Raw genomic sequence first — 23,302 nt, forward strand, 5'->3', positions numbered from 1 at the left:
ATCAGCAGGAAGGGCAGGAACAGGATCAAACTCTCCATGAAGGGCCTGTCTTTTCGTAGTGGCATCGAAGGGCATTTGGTGCCGGGACGACCCGCAGGCCGCGCACCTCGTTACGGCCAGTGTGCCAGTGCCGCAGGTCGCACCCGAGCCCCGCGGTGCACCAGAGGCCCGTCGGTGCCCGGCCGGATAGGCTTGGGTGGCGACGTGACAGGCGCGCCGCGGTGAGGAGAAAATCGTGGCCGGCCTCGAGCAGACTCGCCAGCTGGTCACCGAAATCCCCGGTCCCGCTTCGCTCGAACTCACCAAACGCCGCGCGGCGGCGGTGTCACACGGGGTGAACGTTTCGCTGCCGGTGTTCGTCGCGCGCGCGTTCGGCGGCATCATCGAGGACGTCGACGGCAACCGGCTCATCGATCTGGCCTCCGGCATCGCGGTGACCACCGTCGGCAACTCCTCGCCCCGGGTGGTGGAGGCGGTGCGCGCACAGGTCGCCGAGTTCACCCACACGTGCTTCATGGTCGTGCCGTACGAGCAGTACATCGCCGTCGCCGAAGAACTCAACCGGATCACGCCGGGCTCCGGCGAGAAGCGCACGGTGTTGTTCAATTCCGGCGCCGAGGCGGTCGAGAACGCCGTCAAAATCGCCCGGTCCTACACGCGCAAGCCCGCCGTCGTGGCGTTCAACCACGCCTACCACGGCCGCACCAACCTGGCGATGGCGCTGACCGCCAAGTCCAAGCCGTACAAGAGCGGCTTCGGCCCGTTCGCCCCGGAGGTCTATCGCGCCCCGGTGTCCTACCCGTACCGGGACGGGCTGCTCGACAAGGAGCTGGCGACCGACGGCGAGAAGGCCGCCGCCCGGGCCATCGACGTGATCGAGAGCCAGATCGGCGCCGACAGCCTCGCCGCCGTGATCATCGAGCCGATCGCCGGCGAGGGCGGGTTCATCGTGCCCGCCGAGGGATTCCTGCCCGCCCTGCTCGACTGGTGCCGCAACAACGACGTGGTGTTCATCGCCGACGAGGTGCAGACCGGGTTCGCGCGCACCGGCGCGATGTTCGCGTGCGAGCACGAGGGTATCGAGCCCGACCTGATCTGCACGGCCAAGGGCATCGCCGACGGGCTGCCGCTGTCGGCGGTCACCGGGCGCGCGCAGGTCATGGACGCATCGCACGTCGGCGGTTTGGGCGGCACATTCGGCGGCAACCCCATCGCGTGTGCGGCGGCACTGGCCACCATCACCACGATCGAAAGTGACGGACTGATCGCGCGAGCCCAACAGCTGGAACGGCTGATCACCGAACCGCTGTTGCGCCTGCAGGCCGGCGATGACCGCATCGGCGATGTGCGTGGCCGGGGCGCCATGATCGCCATCGAGTTGGTGAAGTCCGGGACCGCCGAGCCCGATGCCGAGCTGACCCGGACGCTGTCCACCGCCGCCCACGCGGCCGGGGTCGTCGTGTTGACCTGCGGCATGTTCGGCAACATCATCCGGCTGCTGCCGCCGCTGACGATCAGTGACGAGCTGCTGAGCGAGGGGCTCGACGTTTTGGGCGGGCTGCTCGGCGACCTCTAGAACCGGGGATTCGACCGGGCGGCGTGGGCAATCTCACAACACTGGCCGGGGCGCGGTCATGGTGGAATACCGTTACTTTAGCTAACGTTCTATCTGTCAGCGCATTGGCGCCAAACTGTCTCACTATTTTTCATTGCGAGGGAATTGTTTATGTCGACCATCGACCACGACGAGCGGCTCGAGCGCCGCATCGAGGACCTGACCGCAAACGACCCACAGTTCGCCGCCGCACGCCCGGACCCGGCCGTCGAAGCGGCCCTGGAGACGCCGGGGCTGCGACTCCCGGACGTCATCCGGACCGTGATGGAGGGATATGCGGACCGCCCGGCGCTGGCGCACCGGGTGGTGGAGTTCGTCGCGGACCCGGCGACCGGGCGCACCAGGCTCGAGCTGCTCCCCCGGTTCGAGACCGTCACCTACCGTCAGCTGGGCGAGCGGGTCGCCGCGCTCGGCCGCGCCTGGGCCAACGACGAGGTGCAGGTCGGTGACCGGGTCTGCGTCCTGGGCTTCAACAGCGTCGACTACGCCACCATCGACATGGCGCTGGCGACGATCAGCGCCATCTCGGTCCCGCTGCAGACCAGCGCGTCGCTGACCTCGCTGCAGCCGATCGTGACCGAGACCGAACCCACCGTCATCGCGGCCAGCGCCAACCAGCTGCCCGATGCCGTCGAGCTGATCCTCAGCGGCCACCGACCCGCGAAACTGGTGGTGTTCGATTACCACCCCGAGGTCGACGACGAGCGCGAGGCGCTGGAAGCCGCACGCGCGGGGCTGGCGGCGGCCAACGTGGTGGTGGAGACGCTGACCGAGGTCCTCGACCGCGGCAAGGCGCTGCCGGACGCGCCGCTGCCGACCAGCGAGGAGCCCGACCCGCTGGCCCTGCTCATCTATACCTCCGGGAGCACCGGCGCGCCCAAGGGTGCGATGTACCCCCAGAGCAACGTCGCCAAGATCTGGCGCCGGGGCAGCAGGAACTGGTTCGGGGAAAGCGCCGCGTCGATCACCCTCAACTTCATGCCGATGAGCCACGTCATGGGCCGCGGCATCCTGTACGGCACGCTCGGCAACGGCGGCACCGCCTACTTCGCGGCCAAGAGCGACCTCTCGACGCTGCTGGAAGACCTCGAGCTGGTGCGGCCCACCGAGCTGAACTTCGTGCCGCGCATCTGGGAGACGCTGTTCGGCGAGTTCCAGCGCCAGGTGGAGCGGCGGCTGTCCGAGGGAGGTGACCGCCAGGCCGTCGCAGCGGAGGTGCTCACCGAGCAGCGCCAGTACCTGCTGGGCGGGCGGTTCATCTTCGCGATGACGGGCTCGGCGCCCACCTCCCCGGAGTTGCGCACCTGGGTCGAGTCGCTGCTCGAGATGCACCTGAGGGACGGCTACGGCTCGACCGAGGCCGGGATGGTGCTGTTCGACGGCGAGATTCAGCGGCCGCCGGTGATCGACTACAAGCTCGTCGACGTGCCCGACCTCGGTTACTTCGACACCGACCGGCCCTACCCCCGCGGTGAGCTGTTGCTGCGGACCGAGAACATGTTCCCCGGCTACTACAAGCGGGCCGAGACCACGGCCAACGTGTTCGACGAGGACGGCTACTACCGGACCGGCGACGTGTTCGCCGAGGTCGCGCCCAACAAGCTGGTGTACGTCGACCGCCGCAACAACGTGCTGAAGCTGGCGCAGGGCGAATTCGTGACCCTGGCCAAGCTGGAGGCCGAGTTCGGCAACAGCCCGCTGGTGCGCCAGATCTACGTCTACGGCAACAGCGCGCAGCCCTACCTGCTGGCCGTCGTCGTGCCGACCGAAGAGGCCCTGGGCCGCTGGGACCTGGACACGCTCAAGGGAAAGATCGCCGACTCGCTGCAGAACGTCGCGCGTCAGGCCGGCCTGCAGTCCTACGAGGTGCCGCGCGACTTCATCATCGAGACCACACCGTTCAGCCTGGAGAACGGTCTGCTGACCGGGATCCGCAAGCTGGCGTGGCCGAAGCTGAAGCAGCACTACGGCGAGCGGCTCGAGCAGCTCTACGCCGAACTCGCCGAGGGGCAGGCCAACGAGCTGGCCGAACTGCGCCGCAACGGCGCCGACGCGCCCGTGCTGGCGACCGTGAGCCGGGCCGCCGCGGCCATGCTCGGCACGGCGAGCACCGAGTTGACCCCGGACGCACACTTCACCGATCTCGGCGGGGACTCGTTGTCGGCGTTGACGTTCGGCAACCTGTTGCGCGAGATCTTCGACATCGACGTGCCGGTGGGCGTCATCGTCAGCCCGGCCAGCGACCTGGCGGCCATCGCCCGCTACATCGAGGGCGAGCGCCAGGGCACCAAGCGGCCCACGTTCTCCGCCGTGCACGGGCGCGGCGCGACCGAGGTGCACGCCAGCGACCTGACGCTGGACAAGTTCCTCGAGGCCGAGACGCTGGCCGCGGCGCCCAACCTGCCCAAGCCGGCCGCCGAGGTGCGCACGGTGCTGCTGACCGGTGCCACCGGCTTCCTGGGCCGCTACCTGGCGCTGGAGTGGCTCGAGCGCATGGACCTGGTGGACGGCAAGGTGATCGCCCTGGTGCGCGCCAAGTCCGACGCCGAGGCGCGTGCGCGGCTGGACCAGACCTTCGGCGTCGGCTCTCCCCACGGCGACCCGAAGCTCCTGGCGCACTACCGGGAACTGGCCGCCGACCACCTGGAGGTCATCGCCGGTGACAAGGGCGAGGCCAACCTCGGCCTGGACCAGCAGACCTGGCAGCGGCTGGCGGACACCGTCGACCTGATCGTCGACCCGGCCGCCCTGGTCAACCACGTGCTGCCGTACAGCGAGCTGTTCGGTCCCAACGCGCTGGGCACCGCCGAACTGATCCGGATCGCGCTGACCACCAAGCTGAAGCCGTACACCTACGTGTCGACGATCGGTGTCGGCGACCAGATCAAGCCGGGCCAGTTCGTCGAGGACGCCGACGTCCGCCAGATCAGCGCGACGCGGGCGATCAACGACAACTACGCTAACGGCTACGGCAACAGCAAGTGGGCCGGCGAGGTGCTGCTGCGCGAGGCCCACGACCTGTGCGGCCTGCCCGTCGCGGTGTTCCGCTGCGACATGATCCTGGCCGACACCACCTATGCGGGACAGCTCAATCTGCCGGACATGTTCACCCGGCTGATGCTGAGCCTGGTCGCCACCGGTGTCGCGCCCGGCTCGTTCTACGAACTGGACGCCGAGGGCAACCGCCAGCGTTCGCACTACGACGGCCTGCCGGTGGAGTTCGTCGCCTCGGCGATCTCCACGCTGGGCGCGCAGGTGCCGGACAACGTCTCCGGAGCGGACGGCTTCCAGACGTACCACGTGATGAACCCGTACGACGATGGCATCGGTCTCGACGAGTACGTCGACTGGCTGATCGACGCCGGCTACGGGATCCAGCGCATCGCCGACTACGGCGACTGGCTGCGGCGGTTCGAACAGGCGATGCGGACGCTGCCCGAGCGGCAACGCCAGTACTCGCTGCTGCCGCTGCTGCACAACTACCAGAAACCCGAGAAGCCGATCAACGGATCGATGGCACCGACCGACCGCTTCCGCGCCGCGGTGCAGGAGGCGAAGATCGGCCCCGACAAAGACATCCCCCATGTCTCGGCGCCGACCATCGTCAAGTACGTCACCGACCTGCAGCTGCTCGGACTGCTGTAAAGCGCCAGAAAGCAATCGCCCAGCCCCGTTCGGGGCCGGGCGATTGCTTTTGTGTACGCGTTACTGCTGCGGGTGCGGCCAGCGCAGGTACGCGGCGTTGGCCCCCGACGCCGAGCGTTGGCGACGCCACCCCCGCTTCGGCTCCGGGTCGGCCGCCGAGCGCGGCTTGGTCAGCGCGCCCGAGGACACCTCGGCCGGCTCGTATGCCGAATCCCGGTACGGGGCGACGCCCGGCGCCGCCGCGGCGTCCGCCGGCGTCAACGGCTGTACGTCGCGCGCCAGGCGTACGGCGGTGCGCGCCAGCGCCACACCGGCCACGAAGATGATCAGGGCACCCAGTCCGGAGAAATAGGTGACCTCCAGCACCGCGCGCTTGCGCTCGGTGGCGGCGACCGGGTCACCGGCGGAGCCGATGCCCAACAGCGGCGCGAGCTGACCACCGACGACGAACCAGGCGCCGGCCAGCACCGCCAGCCATCCGCCCAGCATGGCCGCCACCCGGTTTCCGGCGACGATCAACAACAGACCGCCCAGCACGGTCGCGGCTCCCGGCAGGACCTCGAGCCACCCTCGGGCCGTACTCCACGCCCACTCCCGGTCGGGTGTGTAAGCGAAGTTGAAGCGCGGTCCGACAAACGGTATTAACGCCCCCCAAGCTCCCAAGATGACCAGGAGCAATCCGCTGACCGCGCCACGCGAGCGAGGCATGCTCAGCCCGCGGGGTTGGCCGTCTTCTGCGTATTTCATGACATCCCCTCGTTGAATACCGGGCCTATTTCCGGCCGGAGATGGGTACCCGGCGTTTTCCAGTCGTAACCCATGGGGCGCGCGAAAGCCACCGCGCCCCGTGGCCTTTGGGGCTGGTGAGGCGGGTGTTACTAGTGAAGCGCGAGGAGCAAGAGCACGATCGCGATGACCGGAAAGGTGCCCTGGCTCACCGCCGCCCGCGCCTTGTCCGGCGCGGACAACAGCAGCACCACCGCGGCCGCGGCCATCGACCCGACGCCGGCGAAGACCAACGCGGCGCCAACGGCGTTGTGCCGCAAGGCAATCGCGACGACACCGACTCCGCTCACGACCGCCAGGAACAAGTTGTAGAAGCCTTGATTGAAAGCCAGCAGCTTGGTGGTCTCGGCCTCCTCGGCCGTGGTGCCGAATGCGGCGCGGGTGCGCGGCGTGGTCCAGGTCAACGATTCCATCACGAAGATGTACACGTGCAGTAACGCCGCCAGTGCGGCGAATATCAGGCCGGCTGTGAGCATCGCTCCTCCTCGTTGGTCGAGGCCTGCAGCGCGATGAAGGCATCCGCATGTCTCGGCGTGCGGGTGGACTTTACCGACTTGCGGTTGCCCAAGCCGTCCTAAACGCGAAAAGGCGCCGGTAGCTCAGCGCTACCGACGCCCCCCGCGTGACTGTTACCGCACTACACGCCGGCGTGGTGGTGCCGGTGGAACAGGCCGCCGCCGGCGCGCCGGCCGAAGAAGCCGTGCCCGCGGGGCTCGGGTGCCACCCGGTCCGTCCGCGCCGCGGTCACGCCGCGCGTCTCGTCGTACATTGCCGGTTCACCCGCCGGGACGGCGTCGGCCGCCATCGCCGGTTCCGTCACCACGACGTCGCGCGCATGCCGGACCGCCAGGCGCCCCACGGCCGCCCCGCCCAGGAACACGATCACCGCCCCCAGGCCGGTGAAGTAGGTGATCTCGAGCAGGGCGCGTTTCACGTCCGTCGCCGCCATCGGTTGACCGACGTCGCCGATGCCCAGTGTCGGCGCGAACGCGCGGCCGACGATGAACCAGGCGCCGGCGACGACCGCCAGCCAGCCACCCAACACCGCATTCGCGCGGTTGCCGGAGAGCAGTACCAGCAGGCCGCCCACCGCGGCCGCGGCGCCGGGGAGCACCTCGAGCCAACCCTTGGTCGTGGTCCACGTCCATGCCGGGTCGGACATGTAGGCCCAGTCGATGTTGGCCCCGAAGAACGGCACCAACGCCCCCCAGGCGCCCAGAAGAATAAGGAGTAGCCCGGTCAGCGCGCCGCGGGTACGTGGCATGTACAGCGCGCGAGGGCGTTCATAGTCGTGGCGCGTGGTCCTCATCAGAATCTCCTTCACCAGGTATGGCTGCTGTGACCCTGGTTACCCCTGCGGGACCGCACGTAACCGACTGCGGACCACCCAGGCGTTTGCCGTGCGACGGTGCGGCGGCCGCGCCGAAGGTGTCCCGTGCCCGATTACCCGTGGTGGCGCCGGCCTGAGCGGGCCGGACTGCGCGGTCGGCGGGCCTTCGGGCACTTGCTCGTCCGACAGGTCACGATTTGGTAATGGTCGGGTCCGCTAGTCGAACAGGCCCGGTTGGCCCAGCCCCGTGACCCCCGGCGGCGGGCTCATGCCCAGGTGCGTCCACGCCTGGGCGGTGGCCACCCGGCCGCGGGGCGTACGCGCGACCATCCCGGCGCGGACCAGGAACGGCTCGCACACCTCCTCGACGGTGGTGGCCTCCTCGCCCACGGCCACCGCCAGCGTCGACACCCCGACCGGCCCGCCGCCGAAGCTGCGGGTCAGCGCCGACAGCACTGCCCGGTCGAGCCGGTCCAGGCCGAGTTCGTCGACGTCGTAGACCGCCAACGCGGCTTTGGCGACGTCGCGGGTGATCACCCCGTCGGCGCGGACCTCGGCGAAGTCCCGGACCCGGCGCAGCAGCCGGTTGGCGATGCGTGGCGTGCCGCGCGAGCGACGGGCGATCTCCTCGGCGGCCTCGGCGCCCAGCTCGATGCCCAGGATGCCGGCGGAGCGGGCCAGCACCCGCTCCAGCTCGGCCGGCTCGTAGAAGTCCATGTGTGCGGTGAAGCCGAACCGGTCGCGCAGCGGCCCGGTCAGCGCACCGGAGCGGGTGGTGGCGCCGACCAGGGTGAAGGGCGCCACCTCCAGCGGTATCGACGTGGCCCCGGGACCCTTGCCCACCACCACGTCGACCCGGAAGTCCTCCATGGCCAGATACAGCATTTCCTCGGCGGGCCGGGCGATGCGGTGAATCTCGTCGATGAACAGTACGTCGTGCTCGACCAGGTTGGACAGCATGGCGGCCAGGTCACCGGCGCGTTCCAGCGCGGGACCCGACGTCACCCGCAACGACGACCCGAGTTCGGCGGCGATGATCATGGCCAGCGACGTCTTGCCCAGCCCGGGCGGGCCCGACAGCAGGATGTGATCCGGGGTGCCGCCCCGGTTCTTGGCGCCCTCGATCACCAGTTGCAGCTGTTCGCGCACCCGGGGCTGGCCGATGAACTCCCGCAGCGAACGCGGCCGCAGGCTGACGTCGATGTCGCCCTCCCCGACGGCCAGCGCCGGGGACAGCTCGCGGTCGGCGAAGTCGTCCGTCATTTCGACTTACCCAGCAGCGACAGAGCGGCGCGCAGGGCGCCGGACGTGGTCGCGTCCGGCTCGGCGGCCAGCACCTTGTCGGTGGCCTCTTCGGCCTGCTTGACCGCGAAGCCCAGGCCGGCCAGCGCCTCCACCACCGGCCCCCGGACCGCGTGCCCGTTCACCATGGGTGCGCCGCCCGGTGCGGCCGTCACCGCGCCGACCTTGTCGCGCAGCTCGAGCACCATGCGTTCGGCGCCGCGTTTGCCGATGCCGGGAACCCGGGTCAGGGCGGCGACATCGCTGTCGTGCAGCACCTGTCGCAGGGCCGCGGCGTCGTGCACCGCCAGCGTCGCCATCGCCAGCCGGGGCCCGACGCCCGACACCGTCAGCAGCGTCAGGAACAGGTCGCGGGTATCGGAGTCGCCGAACCCGTAAAGCGTCTGCGAGTCCTCGCGCACCACCATCGCGGTGATCAACCGGGCCTCGGTGCCCGTGCGCAACGTCGCCAGCGTCGACGGCGTCGCGTTCACCCGGTAGCCGACACCGGCGGCCTCGATCACCGCGTGATCGAGCGCCACCTCGAGCACCTCACCGCGCACCGAGGCGATCATCGGGCGGCCTTCAGCCTGGCCAGATACTTGTGCCGCTGCTGTTCGGCCAGCGCCTCGGCCGCGGCCATCCGGGCCAACATCGGCGCCCGCCAGCAATGACAGATCGCCAGCGCCAGCGCGTCGGCGGCGTCGGCTGGCGTCGGCTTGGCTTGCAGCGCAAGGATTTTGGTGACCATGGCGGTGACCTGAGCCTTGTCGGCGGCGCCGTTGCCGGTGACGGCGGCCTTGACCTCGCTGGGGGTGTGGAAGTGCACGTCGATGCCACGCTTGGCCGCCGCCAGCGCGACCACCCCGCCGGCCTGCGCGGTGCCCATCACGGTCGACACGTTCAGTTGGGAGAACACCCGCTCGATGGCAACGACGTCCGGCTGATGGGTGGCCAGCCAGTGCTCGACGGCGTCGCTGATGGCCAGCAACCTCTTGGCCAACGGCACGTCCGACGGGGTTCGCACCACGTCGACGTCCAACGCGACCACGTTGCGCCCGCGCCGGGTTTCCACGACCGACAGCCCGCACCGGGTCAGTCCGGGGTCGATGCCCATCACCCGCATTGCCCGCTCCCACCTGTAGAACAGCTGTTCGATACCCTAGCGGGCGGGACCGACCTCCTCGCGGAGGACACGCGGCGGCGGCGCCCGATTCCCGGTCGGGAGGTTACAACGCCCAATCCGCCGAAAAGCTGTTAGCTTTAGCCGACGTTCGCTCAAGCAAGGTGGCAACGGAAGGGCTCGCGTGGGATCACTGCTGGTCATTATCGCGATCGTGCTGTTCATCGCGTCCATCGTGGTGCTCATCATCGCTTTGCGACGTCCCAAGCAGGCGGGCCCTCCGCGCGGACGCCAGGATCCGCTCTCGTTCAACGCGATGCCGGAGTTCGGCCCCCGCCAGCTGGGCCCCGGCGCCATCGTCAGCTACGGCGGCGTCGACTACGTTGTGCGCGGTTCGGTGACCTACCGCGAGGGCCCGTTCGTGTGGTGGGAGCACCTGCTGGAGGGCGGCGACCAGCCGATCTGGTTCAGCGTCGAGGAGGACGACGGGCGCCTCGAGCTGGCGATGTGGGTCAGCCGCAAGGACATCCGGCTGCAGCCGGGTGATCAATACGTCGTCGACGGGGTGACCTTTCACGAGTCCGAACGCGGTCGCGCCTCGTTCACCACCGAGGGCACCACGGGTCTGCCGGCGGGCGGCGAGATGGAGTTCGTCGACTGCGCCAACTCCGACGAGTCCGCGCTGCTCTCGTTCGAACGCTGGGCACCGGGCATGCCGTGGGAGGTGTCGACCGGCAAGCCGGTGCTTACCGGCGAGCTGACGGTGTATCCCGCACCCCCGCCCTCCCCGTCCTCCTAGGAGCGCGTCGGTGCCGCTTCACCAGCTCGCCGTAGCGCCTTCGGACGTCTCCGGAGAAAACCTCGGGCTCGCCCTCAACGCGCCCGCGCCGCCACCCCTGGCGACCTGCCTGCTGGCCCACCCCGCCGGTGGCGCGCTGCTGCTCGGGGTGCTCGGCGCCTCGCACGTCGTCACCGTCGAGCACGCCGCGGGCCGGTTCTCCGAGGAGGTCTCCTGCACGGCGCGCGGCCACGGCGTCGACCTGCCGGAGCACACGGCCACCGCCGGCTACTCCCTGGAATCCCGCACCGACACGTACGGCGAGGCAACCTTCCGCCGCATCGCCGGTGACCTCCGTGACCGGTGTGTGCGCGAAAAGGGTTGGCTCGGCGGCTCTTTCCCCGGAGACGACGCCGCGCTGACCGCGTTGGCCGCCGAGCCTGACGGCGCCGGCTGGCGCTGGCAGACCTGGCACCTGTATCCGGCCGGCCTTGTGGCGTCGGGCGGCACGGTGGTGCACACGGCGAGCCGGTGGCATCCGTGAGCCGCAACCGCCTGTTGGTGATCGCCGGCGCGCTCGCGGTGGCCGCCGTCGCCTGCCTGGTGCCCGGAATCATCCTGCTGCAGAAGAACATCGGATCCTACATCGCCGGCCACTATCACGAGTACGCCCACGACGCGAACGGCACGCGCTACGAGTGCAGCGGTTCCCCCGACGACGTGGCCGACACGCTCGCCGAATACGAGGCACCCCAGGCCCGGGCCGCCAACGGCGACAACGAGTACCTGCGCTACAGCAACAACATCGTGATCGTCGGCCCCGACGGCAACCGCCCGTGCAGCATCCGCGTGGAAGGCCTGAACGCCGGATACAGCCACGGCGCCTTCATCTTCCTCGGCCCCGGCTTCACCCCCGGCTCCCCCTCGGGCGGAGCCGGAGGCACCCCGGGTGGCCCCGGCGGAACCAAGTGACGGCCCACCACCACAAAGGAGAGAACCATGTACCTCGCCGTCGAGATCGGCACCGTCGACCTCAATCCCGTCTTCAAAGGCGCAGTCGCGACAATCCTGTACTTCTGTGTCGGCATGGCGGTACTTCTCGTCGGGTTCTACGCGGTCGACGTGTTGACCCCAGGCAATCTGCGCCGACTGGTGTTCATCGACCGTCGACCCAACGCCGTCGTCGTCGCGGGCGCGATGTACATCGCACTGACCGTCGTCATCGTCACCGCCATCGCGAACAGCTATAGCCAGCTGGGTCAGGGGCTGGTCGGCGTGGCGGTGTACGGGCTGATGGGCGTGATCCTGCTCGGAATAGCGCTGGTGGCAATGCATCTGCTGATCCCTGGCAGCTTCCACGAGCACGTCGACGAGCCGGAGCTGCATCCGGGATCGTTCGCGGTGGCGCTGATCTTGCTCGCGGTGGGATGTGTCACGGCCGCCGCCGTGTCATGACTTCGGTTGATCTGCCGGCGCCGGAAGCGCGCCGGCCCGCGGATTCCTCGCTGCGCTGGCGGGCCGTGCTGCTGGCCGCGGTCGCGGCGTGCGCGGCGTCCGGCATTGTCTACGAGCTCGCGCTGCTCACACTGGCGGCGAGCCTCAACGGCGGCGGGATCGTCGCCACGTCGCTGATCGTCGCGGGCTACATCGCCGCGCTCGGCGTGGGTGCCCTGGTGGTCAAGCCGCTGCTGGCGCACGCGGCCATCGCGTTCATCGCGGTGGAGGTGCTGCTGAGCATCGTCGGCGGCTTGTCCGCCGCGGCGCTGTACACGGTGTTCGCCTTCATCGACGACGAGTCGATGTGGATGCTGGCGGTGGGCACCGCGCTGATCGGTGGGCTGGTCGTCGCCGAGGTGCCGCTGCTGATGACCATGCTGCAACAGGGGCGGATACGCCCCGAAAAAGACCAGGCTCCCGACACCGGCCGGACCCTGGCCAACCTCAACGCCGCCGACTACCTCGGCGCGTTGCTGGGCGGGCTGGTCTGGCCGTTCCTGCTGCTGCCGCAGCTGGGCATGATCCGCGGCGCGGCGGCCACCGGCATCGTCAACCTGCTGGCCGCGGCCGTCGTCGCGGTCTTCGTGCTGCGCCGGATCGTTTCGACCCGGCAGCTGGTGGCGGCGCTGTGCGCGCTGGCCGCCGCGCTCGCGCTGTTGGCCACGCTGCTGGCGCGTTCGGCCGACATCGAGACGACGAGCCGCCAGCGGCTCTACGCCGATCCGATCATCGCCTACCGGCACTCGGCGTATCAGGAGATCGTGGTGACCCGGCGCGGGAACGACATGCGCCTGTATCTCGACGGGGGCCTGCAGTTTTCCACCCGCGACGAGTACCGCTACACCGAAAGCCTGGTCTACCCCGCGCTCGGGGCCAGCGCCCGATCCGTCCTCGTGCTGGGTGGCGGCGACGGCCTGGTGGCCCGCGAACTGCTGCGGCAGCCGGGCATCACCGACATCGTGCAGGTGGAGCTCGACCCCGCGGTGATTCAGCTGGCGCGCACCACCATGCGCGCGGCCAACGGCGGTTCGCTGGACAGCCCGCGGGTCAAAGTGGTGATCGACGACGCGATGCGCTGGCTGCGCGCACCGCACCCGGACGTCATCCCGGCCGGGGGCTTCGACGCCGTCATCGTCGACCTTCCCGACCCCGACACCCCGGTCCTGGGCCGGCTGTATTCGACCGAGTTCTACGCGCTCATCGGGCACGCGCTGGCCGCCGACGGGCTCATGGTGGTGCAGTCGGGCAGCCCGTTCTCGACGCAGACGGCGTTCTGGCGGACCGCCTCCTCGATCCGGGCGGCCGGCTACGCGGTGACGCCGTACCACGTGTACGTGCCGACGTTCGGGGACTGGGGTTTCGTCCTGGCGCGCCGCGGGGGCAGCGCCCCCACACCCGTGGTGCCGCCCAACGCGCCGCCGCTGCGCTTCCTCAACCAGCACGTCCTCGACGCCGCCACGGTGTTTCCCGACGACACCCGGCCCCGCCCGCTTGAGCCTTCGACGCTGGACAATCCGCGCATCGTCGAGGACATGCGGCACGGATACGACTAGCTAGCCGACGGTGACTAGTCCTCGTCGAGGGCGGCCAAAACCTCGTCGGACAAATCGACGTTGGTCCACACGTTCTGGACGTCGTCGCTGTCTTCCAGGGCGTCGACCAGCTTGACCACTTTCCGGGCGCCGTCGACGTCCACCGGCACGCTGACCGAGGGCTGGAAGCTGGCCTCGGCGGACTCGTAGTCGATGCCGGCGTCCTGCAGAGCGGTTCGCACGGCGACCAGATCCGTCGGCTCCGAGATGACCTCGAAGCTCTCGCCGAGGTCGTTGACGTCCTCGGCGCCGGCGTCGAGGACCGCCGTCAGCACGTCGTCTTCAGTGAGCCCGTTCTTCTCCAGCGTGACGACGCCCTTGCGGGAAAACAGATAGGCGACCGACCCGGGGTCCGCCATGGTTCCGCCGTTGCGGGTCATCGCCACCCGCACCTCGCTGGCGGCACGGTTGCGGTTGTCGGTCAGGCACTCGATCAACACCGCCACGCCGTTGGGCCCGTAACCCTCGTACATGATCGTCTGGTAGTCGGCGCCGCCGGCTTCCTCGCCGGCACCGCGCTTCCGGGCGCGCTCGATGTTGTCGTTGGGCACCGACGTCTTCTTCGCCTTCTGGATGGCGTCGTAGAGGGTCGGGTTGCCCGCCGGGTCCCCGCCGCCGGTACGGGCGGCGACTTCGATGTTCTTGATCAGCCGGGCGAACTCCTTGCCCCGGCGCGCGTCCTTGACGGCCTTCTGGTGCTTGGTGGTGGCCCACTTGGAATGGCCGCTCATCGGTGTCTCTTACCTCTTCTGTCTTCGAAAGTTCGCCAGACGAGTCTACGTGCACGCCCGGCCCCGCCCGACGGACCGTTCCCCTTGCGGCCCAGAGGCCCCAGTCGTCACAAGAACCCGGGCACCGGTGCGACTGATGGGTTTCAGGCGACGCCGTTGACGATGTCCACGAACAGCTGGTGGACGCGGCGATCGCCAGTCATCTCGGGGTGAAAGGCCGTCGCCAGCTTGGCGCCCTGCCGCACCGCGACCGTGTGCCCCGACGCCTCGGCCAGCACCTGCACGTCGGCACCGGCGCGCTCGACCCACGGGGCGCGGATGAACACCGCGCGCACCGGGCCGTCCAGACCGGCGAACGGTATGTCGCCCTCGAACGAATCGACCTGACGTCCAAAGGCGTTGCGGCGCACCGTCATATCGATCGCACGCAGCGGCAGGGCCTGCCGGCCGCCCGCGCCGGCGTCAAGGATCTCGCTGGCCAGCAGGATCATGCCTGCGCACGCACCGTAGGCGGGCAGCCCGTCGGCCAGCAGCCCGCGCAGCGGCTCCAGCAGGTCGAGGTCGAGCAGCAGGTGGCTCATGGTGGTGGACTCACCACCGGGAATGACGAGCCCGTCGACCTTCTCCAGCTCTTCGCGGCGCCGCACCGGCATCGCCTCGGCCCCGGCCTCGTCCAGCGCGGCCAGGTGTTCGCGGGTGTCCCCCTGCAGCGCCAGCACCCCGATTCGGGGACCGCTCACGGCTGGAATCCGCGCTGGAAGCGGGTCAGCCCCTCCTGCATGACCGCCGCCACCATCTCGCCGGACTGGGTGAAGATCTTGCCCTGGCACAGCGAGCGACCGCCGCTGGCCGACGGCGACGACTGGTCGTAGAGCAGCCACTCGTCGGCCCGGAACGCCCGCATGAACCACATCGCGTGGTCCAGCGAAGCCACCTGCAGGTGCTCGCGCACGTCGAGGTGATTGACCTGCGCCGATCCCAGCAGCGTGAGGTCGCTCATGTAGGCCAGGGCGCAGATGTGCAGCACCGGATCGTCCGGGAGCGGGTCGCGGTGGCGAAACCACACCTGCTGCTGGGAGGCCTTTCCGGGCAAAAGCCGCAGCTGGTCGCGCGGCACGATGCAGACGTCCCACTCCTCGAACTGCTTGAATCCGGCGTCGTCGAACACCTTGATCGAGTCCAGGCCGGGCAGCCCGTCGGGCGGCGGCGCGGCCGGCATGACGTCCTGGTGGTGGATGCCCTCCTGGTCGGTCTGGAAGGACGCCCCCATGCTGAAGATGATCTCCCCGTGCTGGATCGCGTTGACCCGCCGGGTGGCAAACGAGCCGCCGTCGCGGGTGCGTTCGACGATGAAGACGGTCGGCTCGTTGGCGTCCCCGGGTCGCAGGAAGTAGCCGTGCAACGAGTGCACCTGGTAGCGCGGGTCGACGGTGCGCACCGCCGAGACGAGCGACTGGCCGGCGACGTGGCCGCCGAAGGTGCGCTGGAAATATCCCGACTCAGGGCTGAACACCCGACCGCGGTAGATGTTGACCTCGAGTTGCTCGAGATCAAGGATCTCTTCGATCGCCACAGACTGTTCTTACCAGCCGCGTTCGGCCAGCCGATGGGGCTGCGCGATCTGCTCGACGTTGATGCCCACCATCGGCTCGCCCAGCCCGCGCGACACCTTGGCCAGCACGTCGGGATCGTCGTAGAAGGTGGTGGCCTTGACGATGGCCGCGGCGCGCTGCGCGGGATCGCCCGACTTGAAGATCCCGGAGCCGACGAAGACGCCCTCGGCGCCCAGTTGCATCATCATGGCCGCGTCGGCCGGGGTGGCGATGCCGCCGGCGGTGAACAGGGTGACCGGTAGCTTGCCGGCCCGGGCCACCTCGACGACGAGGTCGTAGGGCGCCCGCAATTCCTTTGCGGCCACGTACAATTCGTCTTCCGACAGTGAGGTCAGCCGGCGGATCTCACCGCCGATCGCCCGCATGTGCGTGGTCGCGTTGGAGACGTCACCGGTGCCCGCCTCGCCCTTGGACCGGATCATCGCCGCGCCCTCGCTGATGCGGCGCAGGGCCTCGCCCAGGTTGGTCGCCCCGCACACGAACGGGACGGTGAACTTCCACTTGTCGATGTGGTGGGTGTAGTCCGCGGGGGTCAGCACCTCGGACTCGTCGACGTAGTCGACGCCGAGGCTCTGCAGGATCTGCGCCTCGACGAAATGCCCGATGCGCGCCTTGGCCATCACCGGGATGGTCACCGCGGCGATGATGCCCTCGATCATGTCGGGGTCGCTCATCCGCGACACGCCGCCCTGAGCGCGGATGTCGGCGGGCACCCGCTCCAGCGCCATCACGGCGACGGCGCCGGCAGCCTCCGCGATGCGGGCCTGCTCCGGCGTGACGACGTCCATGATGACGCCGCCCTTGAGCATCTCGGCCATGCCGCGCTTGACGCGCGCGGTCCCGGTTCGTCCGCTGCCGTTGGGTGACGCGGCGGTGTCCACTGCTGATCTCCTTCAACCGTTGTCGCCCCAGTCTAGTGGGGCGCGCGACACGAATTTGCCAACCGCCGAGCCAAAAGGGCCGATTGGCCCTAGGCCCCGAAATCGACGCCTTGCTAGACACTTCATCGTTACTTTGCTCACATCGTTGAGCGGTGGGACGTGTAGCGGGGCCACGTAGTTGCGGGACGGCGGCCGTCGACCGGGCTGAGGAGGGGTCGGGATGGTGCCGGATTTTGGGCTGCTGCCGCCCGAGATCAACTCCGGTCTGATGTATGCCGGTCCCGGCGCGGGGTCCGTGCTGGCCGCCGCGTCCGCGTGGGCGGGGCTGGCCGCCGAGTTGGGTTGGGCGGCGTCGTCGTATGCGACGGTGATCGCGGCGTTGACGGGCGGGCCGTGGCTGGGCCCGTCGGCCGTGGCGATGGCGGCCGCCGCCAGCCCCTTCGTCACCTGGTTGGCGGCGACCGCGCTGCAGGCCGAGCAGGTGTCGACCCAGGCGATGGCCGCAGCGGCCGCCTACGAGGCGGCGTTCGCGATGACGGTGCCGCCGCCCGTGATCGCCGCCAACCGCGCCCAGTTGGCCGCCCTGATCGCGACGAACTTCTTCGGTCAGAACACTCCCGCGATCATGGCCACCGAAGCGCAATACGCCGAGATGTGGGCCCAGGACGCCGCCGCGATGTCCGCCTACGATGCCGCCACGCTGGCGGCGGCCGCCCAGCTGACGTCCTTCAACGAACCGCCCGACGGTCTCGGCGCCGCCCCTCAGGCCGTCGACAGCCTCGCGACCGCCGCGGATTCGGCGGCGACCCAGACGCAATCGGTCATGTCGGACGCCCAGCTGATGTCGTCGCTGTTTCAGTCGTTCGGACTCTCGCCGTCGTCGGCCTCGGGGTTGTCGCCGCTGGAGATGCTCTCGATGGGCGGCGAGTTCGCTCTGCAACCCATGAGCATGCTGATGAGCCAGCTCGTGGGCCAGTTCATGGGTGGCGCCAACCCGTTGATGAGCGGCGCCCTCGGCGGCATGCCGTCGATGGGTTCTGTGTTGGCATCCGCCGGTTCGGCTGTCGGGACGACGAGCCCGTCCCAGCTCGGCGCCCCCGCGGTGTTGGCGGACCTCGGGAGGGCGGGTTCCGTTGGGGCGCTGTCGGTTCCGCCGAGCTGGACCACCGAGGTGCAGGCGACCCCGTCAACTGGGCCGGTTGCCGGGTTGCCGGCCACCGGGGTGAGCCAGGTGACGCCCAGCCTGCCGAGGGTGCCATTCAAGCCCGCGGTGAGCACGGGTGGGCGCGGGGTGGCCGGGGTTACCCCAGCGGCCGAGGCTTCGCGCTCCGGCGTGGTGGCGCGCCCGGTGGTCGGGTAGTCAGGCGGCGATGCGATGTCGTTCGTGATCACGGCCCCGGACACGTTGACGGCGGCCGCCGGCGATTTGCAGGGAATCGGTTCGGCGATCGCCGCCGCCGACGGGGCGGCGGCCACCCCGACGACCATGGTGTTCCCCCCGGCCGCGGATGCGGTATCGCTGCGCACCGCGGCTCTGTTCGCCGCGTACGGCCAGAGCTACCAGGAGGTCGCCGCCCGCGCGGAGGCGTTTCACCAGCGGTTCGTGCAGACGTTGATCGATAGCAGCGATTCGTACGCCCAAGCCGAGGCTTCCAACGCGGCCGCCGCGCAACTGACGCCCGCGCTGCCCTCGCAGCAGACGGTGAGCGGAGGCTTGAGCCTGGCGAGCCAAGCGCCGAGCGCCCCGACGACGACGTCGTCGACCAACGTGGCGTTGATCATGGGCGGCACCGGAAACCCGCAACCCACCCCCTCCTATGTGACCTCGGTCTACAACACCTACATCGCGCCGCATTACCCCGGCTATACGCCGGAGGGCCTGACCACGCCGGAGGACTTCTGGCCCGTCACCGGCCTCACGAGCGAAACGTTCGGCCAGTCGGTCCGACAGGGCGTGACGATACTGAACAATGCGATCCTGACCGAAACCGGCGCAGGCAATCATGTTGTCGTACTGGGCTATTCGCAAAGCGCCACCATCGCCACCCTGGAAATGCGCTATCTGGACGCCCTGCCCGCAGCCATCCGGCCGAGTTCGGACCTGCTGTCGTTCGTGTTGCTCTCCGACCCGAACGTTCCGGGCACGGGCATCCTGACGCACTTCATCCCCGGCTTCGGGGCGTTTCACGTCGTGACCCCGGTGGACACCCTCTACCAGACCGCCATCTACACGCTGCAATACGACCCCGTCGCCTACTTCCCGCGGTCGATCTTCAACATTGCGGCCGACCTCAACGCCCTGTTGGGCTTCCCCTACCTGCACGGGACCTACCCGACCCTGAGCGCGGCGCAGGTGGCCACGGCCATCCAGACGCACATCGGCATGACGACCTACTACCTGATTCCCACGCAGAACCTGCCCCTGCTGGACCCGCTGCGCCTGATCCCCGTCTTCGGCAACCCGCTGGCCGACCTGCTCCAGCCCTTCCTGCGGCCGTTTGTCGACTTCGGTTACGCCACCGGCCTTCCCGGACCGTTCCAGACCCTCTCGGTCACCGTTGCCGGTGGCCTGAGCCCGGTCGCCGCGCAGGCGATTCCGGAATCACTGTCCGCAGGGTTGGGCCTGCCGCCCGAGTCGCTGGCCGCGGGGTTGAACCTGCCGCCCGACCTCCATGTCGCGATCGACGGGTTCTAGCGGTCAGCGGATGGATTGCAGCGGGCCCGGGACCCGGCCGCCGGCCAGCGCGGCCGCGTCGTTGAGCAGTTCAAAGAGCTGCATCGGGTACACCGTCTCGCCGGCCGCCGCCAGCCGGAGGATGTCCGCGGCATCGCACCAGCGGTGACCGTGGATGTAGCTGTGTTCCAGGTTCGTTCGGCCCGCATCGGAGGGCTCGAACCGGCGGGTGCGGTAGACGAAATAGAACTCTTCACTGTCGATCAGGGAGCCGTTGAACTCGAACACCTCGTCGCGCCGCCAGACGGGGCCGACCATCTCGCCGGGCGCGACCCGCAGTCCGGTCTCTTCGGCCAATTCCCGGGCGGCGGCCTCGGCCAACCGCTCCCCCTTGCGCACCTCTCCACCGACGGTGATCCACCATTTCGGCGCGTCGTTCTTGAGTGGGTCACGGCCGATCGCCGGATCCGAACCGCGCAGCAGCAGCACCGAGCCCGTCTCGTCGAGCAGCACGACGCGCGCCGACGTGCGGTGGTTCAGCACCCCGTGGTCGCCGTGGGCCAACGCGTGCGGCCGCTCGACGATTTCGAAATAGCTGGGCAGCGCGGCGGTCCCGCCGAGGCGAAGAGTTCGGACCAGGAATCGCTCGCGCAGTGCAAGGGTGTCGCGGACCGCGTCGTTGTGGAAGCGGCGGGCCAGCAGCACCCGGGCCTCGGCGTCGGCCAGCTCAGCGATCAGCCCGGCCGGCAGCGACGCCGGGTCGACGATCGCCAGCGCGGCCGACAGCTGGTTCTCGCACGCCTCGCGGTCCTGCCGCGGCGCGGCCTCGGCGGCGTCGGCCAGCGCGGCCAGCCGCCTGCCCTCGGAGGCGCCGCCGTACGCGTCGATGGCGACCGCCCGGGCGACCACCGCGCGCCGCGCCAACGCCCCGTCGAGCGCCTGCCACGACAGGTCGTAGCGAACGTGCAGCCGGTCCAGCCGATTCGCCGTCTGATACGCCCAGGCGCCCACGATGGCCAGCAGCCCGACCAGCACCGCGATGGCGGCCATCCACGTCATCAGCCGGCCACCTCGACCTTGGCGCCGGACGCGGCGACCGTCTCGTAGACCCGCATGATCTGGCTGGCCACCACCGACCAGTCGTAGCGCTGGACGGCCGCCGAACCGGCGGCCACAAAGCGTTCGCGCAGCACATCGTTTTCTAGCACCGAAACCAGGGCGCCCGCGAGCGCAGCGCCGTCACCGACGGGCACCAGGCAGCCCACCTCGCCGTCGAGCAGCACCCGCCGAAAGGCGTCCAGGTCGCTGGCCACCACCGCGGTGCCGGCGGCCATGGCCTCGACCAGAACGATGCCGAAGCTCTCGCCGCCGACGTGCGGCGCGCAGTACACATCGGCGCTGCGCATCGCCGACGCCTTCCCGGCATCGTCGACCTGACCCAAGAAGCGCATGTGCTTCACCAGTTCGCCTGCCTGGCCACGTAATTCGTCCTCATCGCCGCGGCCGACGATGAGCAGTTGCACGTCCGGGAAGCGCTCAACCACCCTGGGCAGCGCATCGAGCAGGACCGACATCCCCTTGCGCGGCTCGTCGTAGCGGCCCAAGAACAGCACCGTCTTGCCGGGCCGCGGGTAGCCGTCCAGCAGCGGTGCGGAGGCGAACGAGTCGACGTCGACCCCGTTGGGTATCTCGACCGCGTCGGTGCCCAGGGCCTCCATCTGCCAGCGGCGGGCCAGGTCCGACACCGCGATCCGCCCGACGATCTTTTCGTGCATCGGCCGCAGGATGCCCTGGAAGACGGTCAGCGTCAGCGACTTGGTGGTCGAGGTGTGAAACGTCGCGACGATGGGCCCTTCCGCGATGTTGAGGGCCAGCATCGACAGGCTCGGCGCGTTGGGCTCATGTAGGTGCAGGACGTCGAAATCGCCCTCGGCAAGCCACTTTTTGACCTTGCGGTGCGTCGCCGGGCCGAACCGCAGCCGGGCCACCGAGCCGTTGTACGGAATCGGAACGGCCTTGCCGGCCGAGACGACGTAGTCGGGTAAGACCGCTTGCGGCGACGCCGGCGCCAGCACGCTCACCTCGTGCCCGCGGCGGCGCATCACCTCGGCCAGCTGCAGGACGTGCGACTGCACCCCGCCCGGCACGTCGAACGAGTAGGGGCACACCATCCCGATTCGCATCAGGTCTCCCGGAGGCGCGCCCGTTTAGCGTCGGACAGGTCGGCCAGCCACTGGGGTTGCAGCATGTGCCAGTCCTCGGGATGGGCGGCGATGTTCACCGCGAAGCGGTCGGCCAGCGCCTGGGTGATAGCAGCGACGTCGCCGCTGCTGGTGTCCACCGGACTGGCCACGTCGATGCCCCAGCCGTCGCCCTCGAACCAGCAGTGCGCCGACACCAGGGTGGCCCCGGTTTCGATCGCGAGCTTCGCCGGCCCCGCAGGCATCCGGGTGGGTTCGCCGAAGAAGTCGACCTCAACACCGGTGCGGGTGAGGTCACGCTCGGCCATCAGGCACACCAGCCCGTTGTTCCGCAGCCGCTCGCACAGCACCTCGAACGGCGGTCGTTCGCCGCCGGAGAGCGGCAGCACTTCGAAGCCGAGGCCCTCGCGATAGTCGATGAAACGCCGGTAGAGCGACTCGGGCTTGAGTCGCTCGGCGACCGTGCTGAAAGTGCCGCGCGTCTGCACAAACCACACCCCGGCCATGTCCCAGTTGCCGCTATGCGGCAACGCCACGATAGCGCCGCGGCCGGCGGCCAGCGCGGTATCCAAATTGTGCGCGCCCTGAGTCGTCTCCTCGAGCCGGCGGCCCAGCTCCCGCTGATCCATCGACGGCAGGCGGAATGCCTCGCGCCAGTAGCGGGCGTAGGACGCCAGCGAGGCCCGCATCAGCGCGTCGGGCACCTCGGCCGGCGGCGCGCCGATGACGCGGGCCAGGTTCTTGCGCAGCTGCTCGGGGCCGCCGCCGCGGGCGGCATAGCGTGCCCCCGCCGCGAACGCGGTGCGCGCCGCGAATTCGGGCATCGCCCGCACCGCCATCCACCCGGCCGCGTACGCCCAGTCGCTCGCGGTGCCGGACACCATCCGGCGGGGCGCGCTGATCAGATTCGTGCCCGGAATCACGGCATGCGCTCCGTCGCGCCGGGCGAGGTCCGCACCGTGTGCAGCCGCTGCACGCAGGTGACCACGCTGGCCGCCGCCAGCAGCCACATCGCCACCGGCAGCGCCGGCGGCCAAGCCACGAACGGGAAGTCCGACACCCCGGCGCCGACCAGCACGATGATCAAGCGTTCCGGGCGTTCGATCAGGCCGCCGTCCCCGCGCAGCCCGCTGGCCTCGGCGCGCGCCTTGATGTAGGAGATCACCTGCGACGTGACGAGGCAGATCAACGTCGCCACCGCCAGCAGCTTGTCGTGCAGCCCGAATGCCGCCCACCACAGCAGCCCGCAGAACACCGCCCCGTCGCTGACCCGGTCGCACGTGGCGTCCAGCACGGCACCGAACCGGGTGCCGCCCCCGCGCTCGCGGGCCATGGCGCCGTCGAGCATGTCGAACAGCACGAAGAACCAGACCACCAGCGTGCCGATGAACAGCTTGCCCATCGGGAACAGCGTCAGCGCCCCGGCCACCGCCACGATGGTGCCCAGAACGGTGACCGCATCCGGTGTCAGCCCGATCCGCAGGCACGCCCGGGCGGTCGGTGTGGTGAGCCGCGCGAACGCCGCTCGCGACAGGAACGGCACCTTACTCATGTG

Annotated in this window: 23 protein-coding genes; 9 read left to right on the forward strand and 14 right to left on the reverse strand. The window is 69.6% G+C overall.

What is annotated here, in order from left to right:
• Positions 1-235 precede the first annotated feature (235 nt).
• Positions 236-1,576, forward strand: a complete 1,341-nt coding sequence (gabT, locus tag A5692_RS17970) for a 4-aminobutyrate--2-oxoglutarate transaminase (RefSeq protein WP_068058250.1) — start codon at positions 236-238, stop codon at positions 1,574-1,576.
• A 150-nt stretch (positions 1,577-1,726) separates the two neighbouring features.
• A complete protein-coding gene (gene car, locus A5692_RS17975) occupies positions 1,727-5,260 on the forward strand; it encodes a carboxylic acid reductase (RefSeq protein WP_068058252.1) in 3,534 nt (1,177 codons plus the stop codon).
• 60 nt (positions 5,261-5,320) lie between these two features.
• Here the strand turns inward: car and A5692_RS17980 are convergent, their stop codons facing one another.
• The 6 genes from A5692_RS17980 to ruvC form a co-directional block, all read right to left on the reverse strand.
• Entirely contained in the window at positions 5,321-6,007 is a 687-nt protein-coding gene (locus A5692_RS17980) for a hypothetical protein (RefSeq protein WP_068058254.1), read from the reverse strand.
• Positions 6,008-6,138: 131 nt separating this feature from the next.
• Positions 6,139-6,522, reverse strand: coding sequence for a DUF1304 domain-containing protein (locus A5692_RS17985; RefSeq protein ID WP_068058256.1), 384 nt, complete (start codon positions 6,520-6,522; stop codon positions 6,139-6,141).
• A 161-nt stretch (positions 6,523-6,683) separates the two neighbouring features.
• Positions 6,684-7,355: a hypothetical protein gene (locus A5692_RS17990; protein WP_068058374.1), complete on the reverse strand. Its 672-nt coding sequence runs from the start codon at positions 7,353-7,355 to the stop codon at positions 6,684-6,686.
• Between the two features lie 237 nt (positions 7,356-7,592).
• A complete protein-coding gene (gene ruvB / locus A5692_RS17995) occupies positions 7,593-8,639 on the reverse strand; it encodes a Holliday junction branch migration DNA helicase RuvB (RefSeq protein ID WP_068058258.1) in 1,047 nt (348 codons plus the stop codon).
• A complete protein-coding gene (gene ruvA, locus A5692_RS18000; protein ID WP_068058260.1) occupies positions 8,636-9,232 on the reverse strand; it encodes a Holliday junction branch migration protein RuvA in 597 nt (198 codons plus the stop codon). The genes ruvB and ruvA overlap by 4 nt, the downstream gene beginning before the upstream one ends.
• Positions 9,229-9,783: a crossover junction endodeoxyribonuclease RuvC gene (ruvC, locus tag A5692_RS18005; RefSeq protein WP_068058262.1), complete on the reverse strand. Its 555-nt coding sequence runs from the start codon at positions 9,781-9,783 to the stop codon at positions 9,229-9,231. Before ruvC ends, ruvA begins: the two co-directional genes overlap by 4 nt.
• Before the next feature lie 181 nt (positions 9,784-9,964).
• On the opposite strand from ruvC, the gene A5692_RS18010 reads away from it, so the two are divergent.
• From A5692_RS18010 to A5692_RS18030, 5 genes are read left to right on the forward strand one after another with little or no spacing between them, the layout of a single operon-like run.
• Positions 9,965-10,579: a DUF4178 domain-containing protein gene (locus A5692_RS18010; protein ID WP_068058264.1), complete on the forward strand. Its 615-nt coding sequence runs from the start codon at positions 9,965-9,967 to the stop codon at positions 10,577-10,579.
• A 10-nt stretch (positions 10,580-10,589) separates the two neighbouring features.
• Positions 10,590-11,102 carry a DUF2617 family protein gene (locus A5692_RS18015; protein ID WP_068058266.1) on the forward strand — a complete coding sequence of 171 codons (513 nt, stop codon included), beginning with the start codon at positions 10,590-10,592 and terminating at the stop codon, positions 11,100-11,102.
• Positions 11,099-11,530, forward strand: coding sequence for a DUF4247 domain-containing protein (locus A5692_RS18020; RefSeq protein ID WP_068058377.1), 432 nt, complete (start codon positions 11,099-11,101; stop codon positions 11,528-11,530). The genes A5692_RS18015 and A5692_RS18020 overlap by 4 nt, the downstream gene beginning before the upstream one ends.
• Before the next feature lie 27 nt (positions 11,531-11,557).
• Positions 11,558-12,013 (forward strand): DUF350 domain-containing protein, encoded by a 456-nt coding sequence (locus A5692_RS18025; RefSeq protein WP_068058276.1) that lies wholly within the window; start codon positions 11,558-11,560, stop codon positions 12,011-12,013.
• Positions 12,010-13,608, forward strand: a complete 1,599-nt coding sequence (locus A5692_RS18030) for a polyamine aminopropyltransferase (protein ID WP_068058379.1) — start codon at positions 12,010-12,012, stop codon at positions 13,606-13,608. Before A5692_RS18025 ends, A5692_RS18030 begins: the two co-directional genes overlap by 4 nt.
• A 14-nt stretch (positions 13,609-13,622) precedes the next feature.
• On the opposite strand, the gene A5692_RS18035 is transcribed toward A5692_RS18030, so the two are convergent.
• The 4 genes from A5692_RS18035 to pdxS form a co-directional block, all read right to left on the reverse strand.
• Positions 13,623-14,378: a YebC/PmpR family DNA-binding transcriptional regulator gene (locus A5692_RS18035; RefSeq protein WP_068058278.1), complete on the reverse strand. Its 756-nt coding sequence runs from the start codon at positions 14,376-14,378 to the stop codon at positions 13,623-13,625.
• A gap of 143 nt (positions 14,379-14,521) precedes the next feature.
• Positions 14,522-15,118 carry a pyridoxal 5'-phosphate synthase glutaminase subunit PdxT gene (gene pdxT / locus A5692_RS18040; protein WP_068058284.1) on the reverse strand — a complete coding sequence of 199 codons (597 nt, stop codon included), beginning with the start codon at positions 15,116-15,118 and terminating at the stop codon, positions 14,522-14,524.
• Positions 15,115-15,951 carry an acyl-CoA thioesterase II gene (gene tesB / locus A5692_RS18045; protein WP_068058286.1) on the reverse strand — a complete coding sequence of 279 codons (837 nt, stop codon included), beginning with the start codon at positions 15,949-15,951 and terminating at the stop codon, positions 15,115-15,117. Before tesB ends, pdxT begins: the two co-directional genes overlap by 4 nt.
• Before the next feature lie 9 nt (positions 15,952-15,960).
• A complete protein-coding gene (gene pdxS, locus A5692_RS18050) occupies positions 15,961-16,809 on the reverse strand; it encodes a pyridoxal 5'-phosphate synthase lyase subunit PdxS (protein WP_231984365.1) in 849 nt (282 codons plus the stop codon).
• Between the two features lie 283 nt (positions 16,810-17,092).
• On the opposite strand from pdxS, the gene A5692_RS18055 reads away from it, so the two are divergent.
• Positions 17,093-18,232 carry a PPE family protein gene (locus A5692_RS18055; RefSeq protein WP_068058290.1) on the forward strand — a complete coding sequence of 380 codons (1,140 nt, stop codon included), beginning with the start codon at positions 17,093-17,095 and terminating at the stop codon, positions 18,230-18,232.
• Between the two features lie 15 nt (positions 18,233-18,247).
• Positions 18,248-19,567, forward strand: a complete 1,320-nt coding sequence (locus A5692_RS18060; protein WP_068058292.1) for a PE-PPE domain-containing protein — start codon at positions 18,248-18,250, stop codon at positions 19,565-19,567.
• Positions 19,568-19,570: 3 nt separating this feature from the next.
• On the opposite strand, the gene A5692_RS18065 is transcribed toward A5692_RS18060, so the two are convergent.
• From A5692_RS18065 to pgsA, 4 genes are read right to left on the reverse strand one after another with little or no spacing between them, the layout of a single operon-like run.
• Positions 19,571-20,605 carry an NUDIX domain-containing protein gene (locus A5692_RS18065; protein ID WP_068058294.1) on the reverse strand — a complete coding sequence of 345 codons (1,035 nt, stop codon included), beginning with the start codon at positions 20,603-20,605 and terminating at the stop codon, positions 19,571-19,573.
• A complete protein-coding gene (locus tag A5692_RS18070; RefSeq protein ID WP_068058296.1) occupies positions 20,605-21,729 on the reverse strand; it encodes a glycosyltransferase family 4 protein in 1,125 nt (374 codons plus the stop codon). The genes A5692_RS18065 and A5692_RS18070 overlap by 1 nt, the downstream gene beginning before the upstream one ends.
• Positions 21,729-22,631 (reverse strand): phosphatidylinositol mannoside acyltransferase, encoded by a 903-nt coding sequence (locus A5692_RS18075; protein ID WP_068058381.1) that lies wholly within the window; start codon positions 22,629-22,631, stop codon positions 21,729-21,731. Before A5692_RS18075 ends, A5692_RS18070 begins: the two co-directional genes overlap by 1 nt.
• A 35-nt stretch (positions 22,632-22,666) precedes the next feature.
• The gene (gene pgsA / locus A5692_RS18080) at positions 22,667-23,299 is read right to left on the reverse strand and encodes a phosphatidylinositol phosphate synthase (RefSeq protein WP_068058298.1); all 633 of its coding nucleotides are present in this window, start codon (positions 23,297-23,299) and stop codon (positions 22,667-22,669) included.
• Positions 23,300-23,302 lie beyond the last annotated feature (3 nt).

Origin of the sequence: Mycobacterium sp. E342, assembly GCF_001667665.1 — a bacterium.
Lineage (GTDB): Bacteria > Actinomycetota > Actinomycetes > Mycobacteriales > Mycobacteriaceae > Mycobacterium.